The sequence below is a fragment of the Chitinophaga horti genome (genome assembly GCF_022867795.2).
Classification (GTDB): Bacteria; Bacteroidota; Bacteroidia; order Chitinophagales; family Chitinophagaceae; genus Chitinophaga; species Chitinophaga horti.
On the sequence record NZ_CP107006.1, the window covers coordinates 4,703,249 to 4,719,371 of the forward strand.

A 16,123-nucleotide genomic window follows, 5' to 3' on the forward strand; every position below is an offset into this window, starting at 1 on the left:
ACCAAATATTGGATATGAGGTGCTGACGGTCCCAGCGCCGAAACAACCCAGCTAAAACTGGTATTGATTTCCATCATCACACCATTCAGGATCAAATTAGTAGATGTCCCGCCAGCGCCAGGCGACTTACATCCCAGTGACCAGACCTCGGCCGTATACGTCCGCCAAATGCTTCCCTCGAGCCTTCGGACCAGCAGACGGGAAGTAAATATTGAATTTCCTAATTCGCCAGGTATCGCCGCATATCTGACCTCCATGCTACCTGAATCAGGTATAATGCTGGTGCCGTCTGCGAGTATCACCTTAACTACCTTAAATTGGTACACACCTGCCGATACGGCCATCAGATCCTCCCAGGACCCGATACAGCGACTTAATGTGCCGAAAACCTTAGGTTTTACGGGCCTTATCATATTGAACGCGCCAGTTTGATTCTCCGCCGTCCCATCAAAGTCCTGTTTACATCCTAAAAACAATACGGTTATAAAACCAATAACTACCACTCCAACTCTCATCACACCTCCGTTACCATATCCTTATTCACTTCAAAATTGATAAAAAAACCAGAACCCAACCTGGGATGATAAGAAGCAAAATATTCGACGTAGCCAAATTCCTGAAGCTCTTTCAGGTATTTATGATACGTGGCAATACTTCTGATTTTAGTCACCTGCATCAACGTCCGGCGCGACATCATCAATACGCCGGCAGTGCCGCGGTATTGCCACTTGTTCAATATTGCCAGCATCATCACTAGGTGATAAACTCCAATTCGCTGATCTTTCGCCAGCTTACCTAAAAAATTACCTATTTTTTCACAACGCTCCATACTACTTCCATTAGGGTTTAAATTTTTTAATATCCGCAGGATCATAGTAATACGTGCCTTTGATCTTTTTTGCCTTCAGGATGCCGTGTATCCTGTAGGACTGCAGCGTACTTGCCGAAATATCGAGCAAGGCGCGTACCTCCCGGCTCCGTATTGTTTTTGCGCCACTCACTGAGCTTGCCTTGCCGACTATGCGCCCGATCAATAACTCCATTTCCTGCAGCAATTCAACCTTGAATTGCACAAGATCTCTCCTGGTCAACGCCTCCGTGCTCATCTCCATAACAACCTCCCACACTATTTCTCTCACCTACCTTAACTCAACTTACGCTCAACTGATCCGGAAAAATATCTTACTGGCCTGGTTCTTTTTAAAACTTGGTTGGTAAATGATATAACCGTAACTGCTTAAATCCCGGACACATTTATGATACGTATTGGCAGCGGAAATCTTTGCCAGCGCCATAATTTCGTAGCTGTATGCTGACATCGGATTTATACATTCATGCATCTGCCAAAACCTAAATAGGGCGGCAAAAACCCCGATGTGGGTTATACTAATGCGGGGATCAGTTGCCGTTGCTACAAAAAAATCATCCAGACATTTGCAACTTCCTATCATATTACCTCCTGTTATCTATTTTCCGCTAGCGAATCGACTTACCATTCTTTTGCCTGGTCCGTTCTTCCCTGTTTTCTTTAATGCGTTCCTTTATTTCTGCTTTTGCCTCCGACGTCATCAGTTCCAGGCGTCGCTTAAAACTGAGCGGCTCCATGTTTTCATCGTAAAAATTGAGCGTCTGAAACTTTAGCGAGGGAGCAACAAACAAATCCTGACCGTCTATAGAGGTCTTTGCGAAATCACCCTGCTTTAATGTTTGGATAAAGGAGGTTAGTTTTGCCGGGTCCTCTGCCTCCGGCAGGCGGAACTTACTCACCGCTTCATGGATATCATAAGTATGACTTTTCACGCGCGAGAAACCTAAGTGATCCAGTTCCTCACGATCAAATCCCGACCAGGCTATATACACATTCCTATCTTTATCTGCTTGCTCAGACTCTACCGACCCTCCGCGCGCCATCTTAGCCAGTTGGTCCAGGGTGAAATTATGTGATGGGTTTACGTACGCCTTGAACTTTATGATCTCCGAGGTATTTACAGGGATAAACATTACCTGATGCTCATTTAAAAAGTAAAAGGCATCATCCTTGGCCCGGTTAAGGACAGGGCTGAAATACAACGTCCCAAATTCGTATTTACGACTTTCGTTCAACATAATTACTTTATGATCCGGCTCCATTCTAGCCGGCAGTTCGGCGATCAGCCTATCACTATATCCCAATTCCTTTAACTGGCTTCCCAGGTATTCCACATTTCTAACACTCATGATATTCAGATTTTCATTACCAATAATCCTAACGGATATTCATTTCTTTCACCTTTAGCAAATGCTTATTTCTAATCCAAAGTTGCAAATGCCTTCCTCCTTCTTTTTCCATCAGCTGAACGATCAACTGTTTTTGATCCGGAATGGAAAAACGAGGTATACCGAACACGCACACCTGCGTAGCCCGACCAGGTATATCTTTTATGGGTCCATGCACGACATCAGGTTTTAACTCCAATTCCTGCGATGAGGTTCTTTTAGATTGCTTCGCATCACGGATAAAGAAGCGGAACTGATCAACATCATAGTCGAGCGCACTTGTATTCGAAAGCTGTAGTTTAAAAAACAGATGATCATCATGGATATAGATACCTTTAAGCCGAATACCCATCTGGTAACGGACATCTTTAGGATGTCGCAAAAAAGAACCGGCAGAAGCCGCCCTGGCGGCCACATTCTCCAGGCTGGCCGCCGGACCCGCGCTGGCAGAAAACAGCACAGGAACCTCCATGCCAGCGTTATTACTACCCAATATCATATTTAGCATTGCAGGATTAGGCTCATATCGCACCCGGAAAGAATACAGGCGCGCATCATTGGTAATGACCGTCAGATTAGTCTCCTTAAAATCTCCGGACTGAAGTTTAACCTGTAATACGTTATCGACGTCTATTGCTTTTTGTACCAGCAGGTCGCGCCGGCCACGATCTATACTTTTGATCTGTGAAGGGAAGATCAGATTTGTCGTCATATGATCAGAAACCCCGATGACTACCGGATCAATCTGCTGACTAATTTTAGGTTGCTGCGCCTTTGCAGTTGTTACCATTACGATCATCATCGCGAGAACAGATCGCCACCTTTTTACACACACTTTCATACACACATTTTCTAGTTTAATAATTAATTCAAATTCTCTATCTCACGCCTATTATCATCTTTAAGCAGGATTTGATAGCCGGCTTTAACGGTGACATTGACCATTTTTACTTTCCGGCCCAGGAAGCTCTTAGTAGCCTGTACACCGGCATTGATTGCCTGAGCGCCCAAGGATGGGTCAAGCGAACCAAATTCCACCCCCTGTAAGGTTCTGTCTCCGCTCTCTTTGGCGACAGTCCTGCTGATGGCGCCGGGAATATGGATACCCTCCAGTCCATCCAGATCGTAAATGGTCATCTTCACGGGAAACAACGACTGGTCTACCCGGATCTGATCAATACTTAGAGTGAGCCGGTCACCCTGCAAACCGCAGACGCCATAGACAAAATGCCCACGTGGCACCAGGTATCCACCGACATAAATATCCCCTGTCAACCGAAGCTTGATGATTGCCCCTTCAGTTACCGTCTGTGTTTCATGCACGACAGCGGTAATCGCATTTTGTGTTGCAGGAGCGTTCCATCGTTCCAGGCCGAAAAAGCCGGGTTGCCGGGAGCGCCGATTTTCATCACTCATCGAGTCCAGCAGAGAGGTCTGCGAACCTGCCGGCTCCGCACTGACCGCAAATACTTCCCCGCGCCGCTGCGCTGAATTTTTCTTTAGACGCTCACGAACCCGCTCAGGATGCTGGATGTCCACGATCCGTTCCATCAGTTCTTTTAGTTCGCGGGTTTCGGAATCCTCTTCTGCGGGCTGTTGCATTGTTTTCATAAGCCCTTCTAACCGGCTCAAATCAGCGCCCATCCCAGTTTCAGACATAATTCCGCGATCAGGTTTATTTACCAAGGGTTCAGCCTGCGGCTGGTTTAAGGCCTTATTAAGCGCATTTAACCTATCATATACTTTCGCTTCCGCAGGATCATTATAGGATGGTACGTTATACACAGAACGTCCTTCCAAGGAAGGTTGAAAGCTTTCGCCGGGTAAATAACCCGAAGAACTGGCTATCTCACGGTAATAAGGGTCTTGCTCCAGCCTTCCCCTCATCTGCATGGAATCTTTATCGGCCCGATCATATAAGGCCATCTTATCCATCACCGGATCGCTTTTGTTGGCTGCCGAGGGCAACAGTATGTTCAGCCCTTTTTCGTTACCGGAAGCCAAAGCCACTGTACCCGCGCGCCCTCCGCCCAAGACCCAAAACAGTAGGGTTATAAATGGCAATACCAGTACAGGCAAAGCCGTCATCAACCTGCGTTCTCGCAGGAATTTTTCTGAGTGTTTCACATTTCCCATCACACCTAATCATTAAATAAACACTTACTTCAATCGGGAAAGATCCCGTCATATAATTTCTCTACCATTAAAAGGCTATCTCTTAACCCTGGCCGCGCTTTCACTATGCTATCCAGCTTTTTCCTGCCCGCTTCAGTCCCCTCCAGGCGGTCCAGGTACAAACGCATCGACCTGATCCGGCTAAAAGTTTCTGCGCTGATGGGCGTATAATTTTCCTGAACAGAAATTACAGGAGATGTCCGAAACACCTTTCTGATCTGCTCACGGCCGCTGCTGAGATAACCGGGCCGTATCACCAGCATCAGACTCCAACCTCCCAGTACAAGAAAGAACATCGCAATGCATAGTTTTCTTTTGCCGGGAGATAAGCGCTCAAATGCGCGTTGCAACTTTTCCATCGTAAACCGCTGCACGCCTGAGACATAACCTCCTATTGCCTTAGACATCCAGCTGCCGGCATCGCCGACATTGCTTTTCCTCCCTCGTTTCATCATTACCTGGGCTTTACAGTGATGTCATTATTCTCTAAGATTTTCCATCGCTCGATCAAAAGACCGTGAGAATTTTGTTCACTACGCGGAACGCTCCTTAGATATCCTTCTGTTATCAGGCTCCGCTCCACCACAGCAGTTACCCGCGTGATTTCTTGCCGGGCCATGCACCTGAAATAATAGGGGTAACGCTCCATATCCAGCACCACACTGTCTATGCGGATCCGCTGACTTACATTTCCGCTGATAACGTTGCTGAAATAATTACGCTCCACCAGGTTATCGTATTGATCCTTTGCGGACCTATCCGCCAGGTACAAAGCGCGGTTTATGTTTTCCTGGATCAGCCGGTCATCCGGCGATAACGTAAAAAAATATTCGTGAAAGGTGGCCACATGATCCCTGGCCTCTACCGGCTTGTTTTCCTCCCTGGTAGAAGGTACCGCCTCTACCACTTTCCCGTTGAGTAACACCAGCACCTTATTTTCAGCCTCGGTAATACGCGTCTGTGTACGCACGACAATAAATCCGCATAAAAACAAGCTGGCAAGTACAACGATCAATGCAAAATGCTTCACCTGCCTGAACGCTACATCAACGCTCTTTGCTCTACTAAAAATCCCGTTCATCATTCCTCCTATTTTGTTCCCCCTGATAACTTATCGTGCATATAGCCAGTATTGCCAATTGCACGTCCTACTGCGCCGGTAGTCCCTTTGCCCGAAGCCTGACCAGATAATCCTTCATTGAAATGCTGGCGGGCATCGGCGATATTGCTAAGACTTTCGCCTGCTCTGCCCATTGCACCCCGCCCGGCAGAAACTGCTGTCCCGGCAGCTGAGCTGCTCATGCTGGTAACCTTTTGCAACAGGCCTCCGCCACCGCCCGAGTTAACAATGAAGCTGGCAATGGAGGGCACAGTGAAGTAACCGGCAATACCGATCAGCATAAACACCAGGTATCCGGTATCCTGCGCACTGAATACGGTATCTCCGCTGGCCTTGATCTTATCCAGATCTAACCGTAACATCTCTTCTTGAATTTTTCCAAGGATCGCGCCGAAGATGTTGCACACCGGTAGCCATAAAAAGACATTGATATACCTCGCCAGCCAGGCGGTAAGCGAGTTCTGAAAGCCGTCAAAAACGGCAAGGCCAAACACAATGGGGCCAATGATGCTCAATACCACCAGTTGGAAGATCCTTATTGTATTGATGCACAACGATGCGGCCTGAAACAAAACCTGCAAGATCTCACTCAACCATTCTTTCACCGTATTGCGGAAATTGTAGGAAGCTTTTGCCATGGCGAATTTGATCTCACTACCGATAAATTCAAAAGGACCTTCCCCGGGAGTAGGCTCTCCGTCCTGTATCCCTTTGGTATAGCGCAACCACTTCTCCTTATCTCCGTCCTTATTCGCTCCTACATACATTTGCCAGGCCGAACTGTTCATCACCGCGATTTCCTTTTGCTTAAGCAGCACCTTAACTGCTTTATCCGAATCGCCTACCATTTTAGCAGTACCCTCTACCAGCGGATCCAGCAGACCATTTAAAAGTGCTAAGAGCAGGGTAAAGTTGATGACGGCAAACCCAAGCACAAACGGACGAAAAAGCGGATAAAAATCGATCGGCTCCGCGTTGGCATAGTGCCGCCAAACCCGGTAAGCAATATAAAAAAGCGCTCCAAACGCCGCCACACCCTTTGCCACGTCAACCAATTCCTCACAAAGCGGCACCATTTTTTCTAAAATCGTGTCCAATACGCTGTGTAGTGAATGTATCTTATCCGCTACCCCCTGCGCCATGGCCACTGCTGGCATCAAAGCCATCAAACACACAACACCAATCTTCCTCATAACACCTCCAATTTCTCCAGCGCCTAATCATCCTCGCGCATATTGCCGAGTCCCTTCAATTCTTCTTTTTCTTTAGCCCGCTGTAAACCCATTAAAGCAGTACGTCCGTTAAAATCTCGCAGAAAAAGCAACTTATCTTCCATCTCTGCGTAAATTCGGTCGATCGCCGCCAGCCGCTCATCGTCACTCATGCGCAATTGGCCAGCAGTAACCACTAGAATCAACTCATCCAGGTTGCCAAGGCTTAGCTTAATCAGGTTGCCATACACTGCAGATAAATATTCCAACTCAGCCGCCCGGAAGGTTTTCAATCCGTTAAACCGGTCGCTAGCGGCCTTGCATTCCTTGACCACCGCAATTTGATATTCAACAATGCCCGCGACCTTCCGGTATTTCTTCACAGCTGGGCTAACCTGCATCAATCCATCAAGAAATACCTTGTGTAGTGAAAAGTTACCTTCTGCAATATTTCTGATCGACGTGTAACCGTTACTGAGAATCGTGTAACTTTTTTTCAGGTCTGTCAGAATATTTTTTAGCTGGTTAAGCTTTTCTACATTTAATAATAACTGTGCAGCTTCGGTAGATTGCCCCCTTGCCCAGCCCGGCAGCAGCCCTACCAACACAACCAGGATCACACACATTTTCTTCATCACACCTCCCGCTCTACTATTTTAACCTTTCTACACCTTCGCCATACCAGCCAGCCATATCATCTCCAACGCCCAGCTCTCTGGCCCGAAGAATGGCCAGGACCATCGCCTCCTGGCCGAATACTTCGCAGAATGCATGTTGCTGACAGGTACGCTCATAAAGCACATCAATCCTTTTCAACCTCGCATCATCACTAAGTTCAAGTTCTCCGGAGGTTGTTACTTCGATCAGTTCATCCACCGTTACCGAACAATCTTCGAGTAACTTTGCGAAGACCCGGCCGAGATAATCGATCTCGGCCCTGCGAAACTTTTTGTCCCTGCGGATTTCTGCTATCTGCCGGGAGGCTTTCCTCACAGTTGTCAGTTGTAACCCGATAATGTCGGCAATCCGGCCGTAACGCCCGACCACCGGGGACACATTTCTAAGCGAGTTAAAAAACAGGTCATGCAACCTGAACTCCCCATCTGTAATGCTGCCAATCACGTTAAGGCCTTCCCTGGCAATACCATATCCTTTTTGGATCACCTCACTATAGGCCTTCAGCGCCAGGATTTGCTGCGCCAGATACTTTTTCTGCGTGTTTTTCTGGCGAAACCATTCGTTCCAGGTCTGCCCGCTGCAGGCAGTAGCTACCAGGCAGCAAACCGCCATCATCATCAATCTTTTCATACGACCTCCCGTTATAATCTGTCTTTTCGCCCCAACGAACTGATTGCTTGCTCGCAGGCAGGTATATCTTTTAAACCAGTAAACTCCAGGACCACAGCTGCTAACTCCATGTTACTCATACGGCCAATTTTCTTTACTTCCAGGCGTCCGCCCGCTAGACTCCCATCAGTAGGCCAGTTCAAAAAGAACCGGCATTGCACAAAACTGATCGCCGTCCAATGCATTTGCACGGATACCGTGGTACAAAATATAGCAGCGCCGGTAGCGAGTTTCCCCCACTGCCTCGCCAGAAACTCCAGATTATCATCTGCCGGCTGGCCATACTGATCATGGACAATCATTGTCCCATTGTAGCCCTTCTCTTTCAGCGTACAAAACACCAGCTTTGCATTCGCCACTAAATTTTCAACATCCATCTCACTCCTTTATTTTAATCCATATAGCTGTTTAACCTCCTCCTGTTCGGCACCAGCTCTCGCCCGCTGCAAAGACAGCAGCGCGTTTTCTCTATTGAAATCCAGTAAATCATTATAATTCTGATCGACCCGCTCACTAACGGCGTGTATGATCTCCAGGCGCTTCGCATCAGTCATCTGCGTACGGAAAGAATTGACCACCACCATCAGCTGCTCTATGTTTTTCACCGTTTCATCCAGCATCCCCAGGTAAACCTTACCCATGTATTCAATCTCCCTGGGCGTAAACCGCTTATCACCTCGCACCATTCTCCAGGCACGCTGGTACTCATGGACCAACCGGGCCTCTTTCGCCGATATGTCTTTAATGCGCTTATAATAAGTGATAAGCGATTTGACTTTATGCAGCTCCTGGAAGTATATTTTATACTGGTTACGCTGCTTTTCCGTCCACTCGCTGATTTCGGTGAGCTTAAGCTTGCTCAGGGCGTTTTCCAATACCTTTTGTGCGTTCTGAAGCCAGATCACTTTGTTCTGCTGCCGCTGTACTTGCAGGTCAACTGCCTTAATCACCTTTTTGATGCCGGCTTTAATAATGTCCAGGATCACAATCTGGGCATTGGCCTTTTGCGCCGGAAACCCCACGCAGATCATCAGCATACTTATAAATAATATTCGTCTCATCGCTCTTAACTTTTCAGTCACACATTCTCATTAGTTTTTATAGCCTCCGCCCTTTTACGCGTAAGCTTTTCCGCTCCTGGAGCATTAGTGATCGCAGGTCCGGCGCTTGGGGCAATCCCTGGCCATCAATCCCCACCTGCTTTCTTCTTTCAATTTTACTGGTTAATTCATATTGCACTACATCAATACCGCCAATGCGCAGGTTTTGATGATTGCGATCCACCCTGAACTGGTAGCTAAGGGTGTCGGTTGCCGGAAACTTCGATGCCGCAATAACAACTATGGGAAATACATTATCCATCCCTTTTTCAAAAAGGTGCGCATTCTGATACTGAAAAATTTCATCCACGTCAAAGGCTTGCTTGAACCTATTCTGCAGATGGCGAACAACAAAACCGGCATCATTGATCTCTTTCAAGACAAGCTTAAACCGCTCAGGCAGCACTAGCATTTCAGCGTACATTTCTTCGCTCATTTTATTCACTACCGCTTTTTCCGGCAACTCACCACGCCCGCTATAGTTAAATTCCAGCCTGCTGCGGTCGATTCCGTATTCATCCTTATGACACATGGTCAACTGCCGAACGAAATACCCTGCCTGATCAAAACCGATCTTCAGCTCAGCAACGTGCTTTTCGCCATTTTTATCGATTGAGGTTACTGATTCAATAATCGTTTCGTCGAGCGTGTAACCAAAATGTTCGGCCCATCTCATGCAAGTTTCAATGGTCATATATGGCGCTAAATCAGGATCAGGCCTGAACCTGTCACCCACCACAGTGGCAGAAACGGCGTATCCCCTTTCAACCAGGCGCTGTTGCAGCTCAGCATATTGCTCCTCACGTTTCTCCCGGCTTAATTTAATATCCACTATCATGCCCGCTTCGCTCTATTTTCCTCCACCATTGCGGCAATGCCGCGTTCCATACCGCCATGCATTGCAGCGAGTTCCAGCACCCTTACGCGCTCTCTGCCCTCTGTCGTGTAGGCGTAATACTCTTCCGGGCATAATTCGTTCCGGTAGACCATCTGCTGCTGACCACCCAAATCGAAGAATACATCACGATCTTCTTTGTTTACCGAAAGCAACACGGTCTTCGCCTTTTCCGATAAGCCCAGCGTTTGCTGCAGTTTGTCGAACTTGTTGAGGAACTTGCGCATATCAAAAAGGATTTTGATATCCGCGTTGTTGATGATTGCATCTTTTATGATCGGGGAATCTACCAGGTCATCCAGCTCCTGGGTAATAACAATAGGAACACCGTTAAATTTGCGGATCGTCTTAAAGGCATATTTCAGAAATTCTGCCATCCCGCTTTTGGCAATGGCCTTCCAGGCCTCATCAATAATCAGCACCTTGCGTGTGCCTTTTAGCTTGCGCATCTTGGAAACAAACTGCTCGACAATGGTCAGTGCGAGGACCGGAAATAATATCGGATGGTCCTTAATGGCGTCCATTTCTATGACGCAAAAGGGTTGATTTAACACGTCAAGGTTTTCGGTCGCGTTCAGGAGGTAGTCGAACTCTCCACCCCGGTAGTAAGGCCTCAACACATACAGGAAGTTGTCCAGGTCGAAATCCTTATCTTTTACTTTATGGAACCGGAGTACCTCTGTGTAAGCCCCCTGCAGGTATTCATAAAAAGTATTAAAACATGGAAAAATGTCGGGGTTGGCATCGAGCTGCTCATAATAACCGCTCAATGCATTGGATAAAGCAACGTATTCGCTCCTGTTATAGTTATCGTTTTCCTGTTTCCACAGCGCTACCAGCAAGGACTTCAGGCTTTCCCTTTTTTCTGTATCCAGTACAGCTCCATCGCTCAAAAAGAAGGGGTTGAATTTGATGGGATTTTTCTCTTCATAAGTGAAATAATACCCTCCAACTAGTTCGCAGAGGCCTTTATAACTTCCACCTATATCCACGACGAAACAGTGGGCACCTTGTGCGTACAGGGAATGAGCCAAATGATTAATGGTCATGCTTTTGCCGCCTCCGCTAGCCCCGCAGACCAGCATACCCATGTTCGAAGTGACACCTTCCGCACGAGGCTGATCTAATAGGTCCAAATACACTGGGCGCGAGGATAGGCGGTCACAGAACCGGATGCCCTGATCCGGGCGAACACTCCTGGGCGAACCTTCGCAGTTCAAAAAGCAGGTCGCCTGCTCTAAGAAAGTGTCGAACGTATCGTTCATCGGAAAATCCGCCGCATTACCCGGAACACCAGCCCAAAAGATTTGTGGCGCACCGATAGTTTCCTCCTTGGCCACCGCGTCCATTTGCGCGAAGGCAGTTCCCGCCTGATTGCGGATATCAGTAAGCTGCCCCGCGTCCTCTGACCATACCAGAATATTGAAATGTGCTTTTACCGGCAGGCGCTGCTGGCCGATCGCCTCATTTAGAAAATCGTTTGTCGCATCCCGACTAATGGCGTTTTCCCGGCTGTATGCTGACAAAGACTGTAAGCGAAGCCTTTTCCGCTCCAGCTTATGAAGGGTCTTTTGGGCATCTTCAACGAAGATGTACTGATTATAAACGTGGTCGTAGGGAAACAAATGTCCCAGGGGACTGGCAAAGCCGATGCTGAACTTAGTGCGGTCAGTGCTATACTTTTCGTAATTAATCCGGCTCCCGCAAAGCGAGGGCAGATCGTTAACGTCGCCCAAGGTGTATAACTGGCAATAACGCTGTCCTATTTTTATCCGGTTACCGAACTCAATGTCGCGTATCATAAGCGGCTCTGCCTGATCAGAAAGCGTCATGTAGCGCTCAATCACGCCGCGTCCATGCTTATTTCCCGATAAAGACGCATCAGGCAAACGCTCCATCTTCAGATATCCTGACGCAGTCAGGATGCGTTCAAACTGACCGCAGGCATCATAAAAATTCTGCAGCAGATCCGGCTTAATGGTTTGCGCAGCAACCAGGTGGCTGCGCAAAAGGTTGCTGAACATTGAGCTCCCTGATTTCCTGTCCTGGGGCTTCTTGGTAATGAAAATATAGCAGGTATGATCAAGGTAGTTGCGACCTGCGAAATGCCTGGCCGAAGCCTGCTGCAGAAAGGATCCGTCTTTTGAAGTTTCCGGTTGATACTTCGCCCTCTGAAACCAGTCCTGCTTATGGACCACACACATTTTCGGCAAAACCTTCACCGCCTTTACCCAAGCCTCATGGAGACCTTCGTACTGCTCATCTGAAAGGGTAAATATTTCAGGTAACGTTGCCTTAAAACCCACCGTCACATCACCCTGCTTTGACAGGATGCAGTCATGCTCCACGTCCATCAATGGAATAATATCTTCCAACCACTTTTCCATACTTCACCTTTTTTATTCTAATCAATCGCTCCACTATCTTCCTATCCGCCCTTACCGCCTGTCACATTCCTAACGATATTCAGGGACGTTTGCCTTTCCGCTTTGTCTTCTCGTATTTCTTCTCCTCCTTCTTGCGTAGAGATTCAAGTTTCGCGGTGATGTCCATCGGCGGTAGCTTCAACCTCTTGCGGTTTTCATCGATAATCTCCTGCAGCCCGATCTCCTCCCATGGAACCATTCGCGCCACGAATTTTTCCTGTGGCGGAAGCTGGCGAAAAGCCTCTTTCAAGTCTACATGGTGTTCCCTGCTCCAGCCATAAGGATCAAGTTTCCAGAAAAAGGGGATTTCAATAAGCACTACGTCTTTGGGAACATCAATAAGTGTTCTCTCATCGACATACTGGTCCGTAAAGGTTTTGGGATTATAGCAGAACGCGTGCGCCGTGCCGTCGCCGTTTTCCTGGTTGTCGATATTGTCAAGAGAAATACCCCGAGTGGTAAATACGCCCTTGGGTTCTAAATACCCAGCATTTAAATTGACAAAGAAGTCATGACCTGATATGTCCAGAATAGGCTGCGCGCCAAGACGAATCCGCCTTTCGACCAAATCATGGTTTACGATAATATCATAATCGGTCTTAGCCTGAATATCACCAATGGGAACACCATATTTAGCAGCCATTCCCTCCGGATCTATCCTTACCAAATGAGGTAGATGATGACCATCCACTATATAACCTTCATCGGTATAATCGATTTCGGAAAACCGCCTTATTTCAGTAGGATTATTTACCTTAATTAGCGCATCCTGCTCGATATCAACATAATATTTATCCGCTCCCAACGTCACTATTTTTCTTTCCATCACCGCATCCCTTCACTATAAAAAAACCACTAAAATCAACGCCTGGCGGGCGATTCAAAAAGAAACACCTTCCTGCTTTTCACCTTCACCACTTTCGGCACACCCCGGCGCGCCATTTTTTTCATCAGACCGTGTTCACCATAGGTATTGCTCATCTCGTACAGCTTGTAAGCCAGCCCGGCTCCCAGGCTTAATACAATTGCGATGGCCAGCAGGTCATTAAATTTCAAAAAGTACATGATCGCATACAGGATGAGTAAAACAACTATCCCAGCGCCCATAAACCATATGTATTGTGCCTTCAGGCCTTTAAATTCGATGGATCTGTTGATCCCCTTATTGATTTGATACACACTATTCATCTTGCCTTTTTTTATCAATTGACCATGCTGTTTCGCTGCGTTATTGACCGGATGCCACGTAGCAACGTGCCGGCGTTAGGTTTTTTATTGAGCGAACGGGTGGAAAGCCCAAATCCAATTACAACAGCCTCAGCGACCTGACACCCGTCATCCTTCGTTTTACAGGCATGGCCAACATTTTCATCCATCATCTTTTGCGGCTCCGCCTGATAACTTGTTTTTTTGCTGCCTCGATCTCTTTTTTGCGGTTAGCTTCAACTACATCTGCAAAGCTCGTCTGGGCAAGCGCCACAGACTTTAGCATCGTCGTGTCCCCTCGCATAGGATACCTCGGTAAAAGAGCTGTATCCTCCAGACCAGTACTACGCGCATAACCAATCGGATCGATCCACCGGATGTCCGGCAGAAATACCAAAATGATATTGTCCGGCATCACACTCGCGCGGAAATCCGGCATAACCGTCTGTCGTGTTGCCAGGTCATAATGAAATGCAGATTTCGCCAGCTCCAGCGGGGATTCACTAAGCCTGCTTTTTATGGAGATGTCTGCTAACCCCTCTCCGCTGAGCCTCCTATTCTCCCAGTCTACCTGGTATACATTACCCTCTATATTAACCCGTGGCAAGGTACCTTCCAAGCGTCTTACGATCGCATCATCCACTAGCAATGCGTTTCGGTTTTCTTTATAACTCAGCGCATTTAAAGCATTGAAATCGTCCGCATCCGGCCTGAAACTTTTTGATAGAAATTCAGCGGGAAAACGGACAAGGAGCAGCTGGCTTTCCTTATCAACCAGCTCTTTTTTTACCGAGTTGAGTGTTAACGATGCGACTCCATTTTCAATTTGGATCGCATCAAACGGGATCACCGTATTGGAATCCATAGACCGGATCAGCGTTTCCCGCTCGCGATCGGCGATAAAAAGCGATCCATCCAGGATAATCCCGTCGTGTTGCAGTTGTTTAGCTTTCATGGCATCTCCTCACTCAATTACACCACCCCGTATTTGCCGGCGACTTGCCCCTTCGCTCCACTACCCCCGGCTGCTGACGCAAATCCTGTCCGAAGCTTCCTGGATTCCTTCCATAACCAACGTACCATTGTCCTGCGCTCCGCGGCAACACCGTCCCCGCAGCCGCTGCCACATCCAAGGCGTAGTCCGTACAGTTGTAATTCTCCAGATCATAAGTTGGCTTATGCAACAAGGCCTTTAAAATCGCTTCGCTGAATTGCACAGGATTCAGCTCGATCGCTAAGCTGACGTTATACTTCCTGCTACTGTCATCGCCGATCGTACTCGGTGCGGTGGTCTTGGTAAAAGGATTGACTTTTTCATTGGCAGCAAAGCCCAACGTCCTACGGATCGTTACGCCGTTTAACTGCTGTTCTAACCCTAAAAAAACATGCCCCATAAGCCTGCTCAGGGTAAAGGGATTATCGCTCCCAGGTTCCGGTTGATCAACGTAGATGATCAGCCGGCCAGGCTTGGACTGGTTAAAGCAAGACAAGAACTTCAGCAGATCGTTAATCTTATTTACCGGTGGCAATAAAATGTCTGATGGTGAAATGTAGCCTGAATGACCGCCACCACCACCGCCACTTCCCGAATTTGCGCCACCAGCTTCTCCTGACCCCGCACTGCTGTAATCAGAATCATCTGTCCAATACGTGGTTGTCAGGCACTCTGTGTGATGATTTATATTTCCGATACACTCTCCCCTGCCATTTCCGGTGCAGGAAGTCCATTCATAACAACTGGTCACCGGCAGAAGTAGCGATACACTACTGCCGCTTCCAGCGCCCTTTCCCCCACGGTGCCTAGTCGGCCGGGTTTGAAATCGCGTTACCCCATCAGCCGGCTGTTTACTGTGAAGCGAATAGTTGAACATCGCAATCAGCTGTGCTGCGCGACCTTTTCCAATCGCGGCATCATTTTCAGCGTCATCCTGATCTCGAAAAAGTTTAATCCGAAGTACAGAATCCGATTCTACCGCAATAAACCCAGACACCTTTTGTTGATTAGCTTTTGAAAGCGGAACCAGGCAAATAAGGGTTTCTCCCCTTGTGCCGGTAAGTGCGCTGCCCCACCTGGCTAGTCCCATTGACCGTTCAAGCTGGCACAAATAGGTCTGGCCGTTATGATCAGCACGGAGGCGTGCAACAGCCTGATTGACCAGCGGGTCATCGTATGAAATTTCATTATCAATGTTTCCTGTGGCAGGGGCTTGTTTTTCACAGGAGTGTAACCCTGCGATAAACAAACCGGTTAAAACCATCACTGCTGCCAGCGCGGCGGATTTTCGACATCCGCAAAACTCAAACTTCCTCATATCCTCTCTCCTCAAAAAATTATGCTATAAAAACTTGTGCATTTCCACCAGCTGTAGAAAAAAAATGGCCCCGCC

18 protein-coding genes are annotated in these 16,123 nt (G+C 47.7%); all 18 read right to left on the reverse strand.

Annotated elements, in window-relative coordinates:
• Positions 1-514: 514 nt before the first annotated feature.
• Positions 515-874 (reverse strand): hypothetical protein, encoded by a 360-nt coding sequence (locus tag MKQ68_RS18825; RefSeq protein ID WP_264280458.1) that lies wholly within the window; start codon positions 872-874, stop codon positions 515-517.
• Positions 840-1,112 (reverse strand): MerR family transcriptional regulator, encoded by a 273-nt coding sequence (locus MKQ68_RS18830; RefSeq protein WP_264280459.1) that lies wholly within the window; start codon positions 1,110-1,112, stop codon positions 840-842. The genes MKQ68_RS18825 and MKQ68_RS18830 overlap by 35 nt, the downstream gene beginning before the upstream one ends.
• Before the next feature lie 364 nt (positions 1,113-1,476).
• On the reverse strand, positions 1,477-2,217 hold the full coding sequence (locus MKQ68_RS18835) for a hypothetical protein (protein ID WP_264280460.1): 741 nt from the start codon (positions 2,215-2,217) through the stop codon (positions 1,477-1,479).
• Positions 2,218-2,245: 28 nt separating this feature from the next.
• Complete coding sequence (traN, locus tag MKQ68_RS18840) at positions 2,246-3,097, reverse strand: conjugative transposon protein TraN (RefSeq protein ID WP_264280461.1); 852 nt, start codon at positions 3,095-3,097, stop codon at positions 2,246-2,248.
• A 23-nt stretch (positions 3,098-3,120) separates the two neighbouring features.
• Positions 3,121-4,392 (reverse strand): conjugative transposon protein TraM, encoded by a 1,272-nt coding sequence (gene traM, locus MKQ68_RS18845; RefSeq protein WP_264280462.1) that lies wholly within the window; start codon positions 4,390-4,392, stop codon positions 3,121-3,123.
• A 29-nt stretch (positions 4,393-4,421) separates the two neighbouring features.
• Positions 4,422-4,886 (reverse strand): hypothetical protein, encoded by a 465-nt coding sequence (locus tag MKQ68_RS18850; protein WP_244844046.1) that lies wholly within the window; start codon positions 4,884-4,886, stop codon positions 4,422-4,424.
• Entirely contained in the window at positions 4,886-5,515 is a 630-nt protein-coding gene (gene traK, locus MKQ68_RS18855) for a conjugative transposon protein TraK (RefSeq protein WP_244844048.1), read from the reverse strand. The genes MKQ68_RS18850 and traK overlap by 1 nt, the downstream gene beginning before the upstream one ends.
• Before the next feature lie 5 nt (positions 5,516-5,520).
• Positions 5,521-6,744, reverse strand: coding sequence for a conjugative transposon protein TraJ (gene traJ / locus MKQ68_RS18860; protein ID WP_264280463.1), 1,224 nt, complete (start codon positions 6,742-6,744; stop codon positions 5,521-5,523).
• 23 nt (positions 6,745-6,767) lie between these two features.
• Positions 6,768-7,397, reverse strand: a complete 630-nt coding sequence (locus MKQ68_RS18865) for a TerB family tellurite resistance protein (protein ID WP_264283658.1) — start codon at positions 7,395-7,397, stop codon at positions 6,768-6,770.
• 16 nt (positions 7,398-7,413) lie between these two features.
• Entirely contained in the window at positions 7,414-8,070 is a 657-nt protein-coding gene (locus MKQ68_RS18870) for a hypothetical protein (RefSeq protein WP_264280464.1), read from the reverse strand.
• Positions 8,071-8,081: 11 nt separating this feature from the next.
• Positions 8,082-8,486 carry a hypothetical protein gene (locus MKQ68_RS18875; RefSeq protein WP_264280465.1) on the reverse strand — a complete coding sequence of 135 codons (405 nt, stop codon included), beginning with the start codon at positions 8,484-8,486 and terminating at the stop codon, positions 8,082-8,084.
• A gap of 9 nt (positions 8,487-8,495) precedes the next feature.
• Positions 8,496-9,170, reverse strand: a complete 675-nt coding sequence (locus MKQ68_RS18880) for a conjugal transfer protein TraI (protein ID WP_264280466.1) — start codon at positions 9,168-9,170, stop codon at positions 8,496-8,498.
• A 37-nt stretch (positions 9,171-9,207) separates the two neighbouring features.
• Entirely contained in the window at positions 9,208-10,047 is an 840-nt protein-coding gene (locus tag MKQ68_RS18885) for a hypothetical protein (protein WP_264280467.1), read from the reverse strand.
• The gene (locus tag MKQ68_RS18890) at positions 10,044-12,491 is read right to left on the reverse strand and encodes a TraG family conjugative transposon ATPase (RefSeq protein WP_264280468.1); all 2,448 of its coding nucleotides are present in this window, start codon (positions 12,489-12,491) and stop codon (positions 10,044-10,046) included. The genes MKQ68_RS18885 and MKQ68_RS18890 overlap by 4 nt, the downstream gene beginning before the upstream one ends.
• 79 nt (positions 12,492-12,570) lie before the next feature.
• Positions 12,571-13,356 carry a hypothetical protein gene (locus tag MKQ68_RS18895; protein WP_264280469.1) on the reverse strand — a complete coding sequence of 262 codons (786 nt, stop codon included), beginning with the start codon at positions 13,354-13,356 and terminating at the stop codon, positions 12,571-12,573.
• 35 nt (positions 13,357-13,391) lie between these two features.
• Positions 13,392-13,718 carry a DUF4133 domain-containing protein gene (locus tag MKQ68_RS18900; protein ID WP_264280470.1) on the reverse strand — a complete coding sequence of 109 codons (327 nt, stop codon included), beginning with the start codon at positions 13,716-13,718 and terminating at the stop codon, positions 13,392-13,394.
• Positions 13,719-13,905: 187 nt separating this feature from the next.
• Positions 13,906-14,691, reverse strand: coding sequence for a hypothetical protein (locus MKQ68_RS18905; protein WP_264280471.1), 786 nt, complete (start codon positions 14,689-14,691; stop codon positions 13,906-13,908).
• Between the two features lie 13 nt (positions 14,692-14,704).
• Complete coding sequence (locus tag MKQ68_RS18910) at positions 14,705-16,048, reverse strand: hypothetical protein (RefSeq protein WP_264280472.1); 1,344 nt, start codon at positions 16,046-16,048, stop codon at positions 14,705-14,707.
• Positions 16,049-16,123 lie beyond the last annotated feature (75 nt).

What these genes read in the sequence shown, in the direction of transcription:
- MKQ68_RS18905 (WP_264280471.1), bottom strand. Translation starts at nt 14,691, where the DNA reads ATGAAAGCTAAACAACTGCAACACGACGGGATTATCCTGGATGGATCG.
- MKQ68_RS18875 (WP_264280465.1), bottom strand. Translation starts at nt 8,486, where the DNA reads ATGGATGTTGAAAATTTAGTGGCGAATGCAAAGCTGGTGTTTTGTACG.
- MKQ68_RS18895 (WP_264280469.1), bottom strand. Translation starts at nt 13,356, where the DNA reads ATGGAAAGAAAAATAGTGACGTTGGGAGCGGATAAATATTATGTTGAT.
- MKQ68_RS18890 (WP_264280468.1), bottom strand. Translation starts at nt 12,491, where the DNA reads ATGGAAAAGTGGTTGGAAGATATTATTCCATTGATGGACGTGGAGCAT.
- MKQ68_RS18870 (WP_264280464.1), bottom strand. Translation starts at nt 8,070, where the DNA reads ATGAAAAGATTGATGATGATGGCGGTTTGCTGCCTGGTAGCTACTGCC.
- MKQ68_RS18880 (WP_264280466.1), bottom strand. Translation starts at nt 9,170, where the DNA reads ATGAGACGAATATTATTTATAAGTATGCTGATGATCTGCGTGGGGTTT.
- MKQ68_RS18885 (WP_264280467.1), bottom strand. Translation starts at nt 10,047, where the DNA reads ATGATAGTGGATATTAAATTAAGCCGGGAGAAACGTGAGGAGCAATAT.
- MKQ68_RS18900 (WP_264280470.1), bottom strand. Translation starts at nt 13,718, where the DNA reads ATGAATAGTGTGTATCAAATCAATAAGGGGATCAACAGATCCATCGAA.
- MKQ68_RS18825 (WP_264280458.1), bottom strand. Translation starts at nt 874, where the DNA reads ATGATCCTGCGGATATTAAAAAATTTAAACCCTAATGGAAGTAGTATG.
- traM (WP_264280462.1), bottom strand. Translation starts at nt 4,392, where the DNA reads ATGGGAAATGTGAAACACTCAGAAAAATTCCTGCGAGAACGCAGGTTG.
- traN (WP_264280461.1), bottom strand. Translation starts at nt 3,097, where the DNA reads ATGAAAGTGTGTGTAAAAAGGTGGCGATCTGTTCTCGCGATGATGATC.
- MKQ68_RS18850 (WP_244844046.1), bottom strand. Translation starts at nt 4,886, where the DNA reads ATGATGAAACGAGGGAGGAAAAGCAATGTCGGCGATGCCGGCAGCTGG.
- MKQ68_RS18865 (WP_264283658.1), bottom strand. Translation starts at nt 7,397, where the DNA reads ATGAAGAAAATGTGTGTGATCCTGGTTGTGTTGGTAGGGCTGCTGCCG.
- MKQ68_RS18830 (WP_264280459.1), bottom strand. Translation starts at nt 1,112, where the DNA reads ATGGAGATGAGCACGGAGGCGTTGACCAGGAGAGATCTTGTGCAATTC.
- MKQ68_RS18835 (WP_264280460.1), bottom strand. Translation starts at nt 2,217, where the DNA reads ATGAGTGTTAGAAATGTGGAATACCTGGGAAGCCAGTTAAAGGAATTG.
- traJ (WP_264280463.1), bottom strand. Translation starts at nt 6,744, where the DNA reads ATGAGGAAGATTGGTGTTGTGTGTTTGATGGCTTTGATGCCAGCAGTG.
- traK (WP_244844048.1), bottom strand. Translation starts at nt 5,515, where the DNA reads ATGATGAACGGGATTTTTAGTAGAGCAAAGAGCGTTGATGTAGCGTTC.
- MKQ68_RS18910 (WP_264280472.1), bottom strand. Translation starts at nt 16,048, where the DNA reads ATGAGGAAGTTTGAGTTTTGCGGATGTCGAAAATCCGCCGCGCTGGCA.